The following is a 358-nucleotide window of genomic DNA, read 5'->3' on the forward strand; positions in this document are numbered from 1 at the left end:
GGGTGCCGTTCGACTTGCATGTGTTAGGCGCGCCGCCAGCGTTCATCCTGAGCCAGGATCGAACTCTCCGTCCAAAATGTATGGGCTTCGAGCCCGTCCGGTCCTCTCAGTCCATCGCTGATCGGTTCCGTTCGATTCATATGGTTCTGTATAGGAAAAGGAATTTCTCGGGGCCGCCTCTCGGCGGCCTTGCGAAAAACAAATCCAAGTTAGACCATTTCAAATGGTTCGATGTCTGCCCGGATGCGACACTGAATGTGTCCATCCTCGCAGTATCCGGTTCTCAAGGTGCACGCTCTGCGGCTGATCCGGTCCGACCGGGCCGCGCGGCAAGGAGATATATTGCCAGACCGGAGGG

1 rRNA gene (cut by a window edge) is annotated in these 358 nt (G+C 57.0%); it reads right to left on the reverse strand.

Annotated elements, in window-relative coordinates:
* A 16S ribosomal RNA gene (locus tag DWW12_RS09500) occupies positions 1–74 on the reverse strand; it reaches 1,460 nt to the left of the window's first position.
* Positions 75–358 lie beyond the last annotated feature (284 nt).

Origin of the sequence: Collinsella sp. AF14-35, assembly GCF_003464565.1 — a bacterium.
In the GTDB taxonomy this organism is placed as follows: domain Bacteria; phylum Actinomycetota; class Coriobacteriia; order Coriobacteriales; family Coriobacteriaceae; genus Collinsella.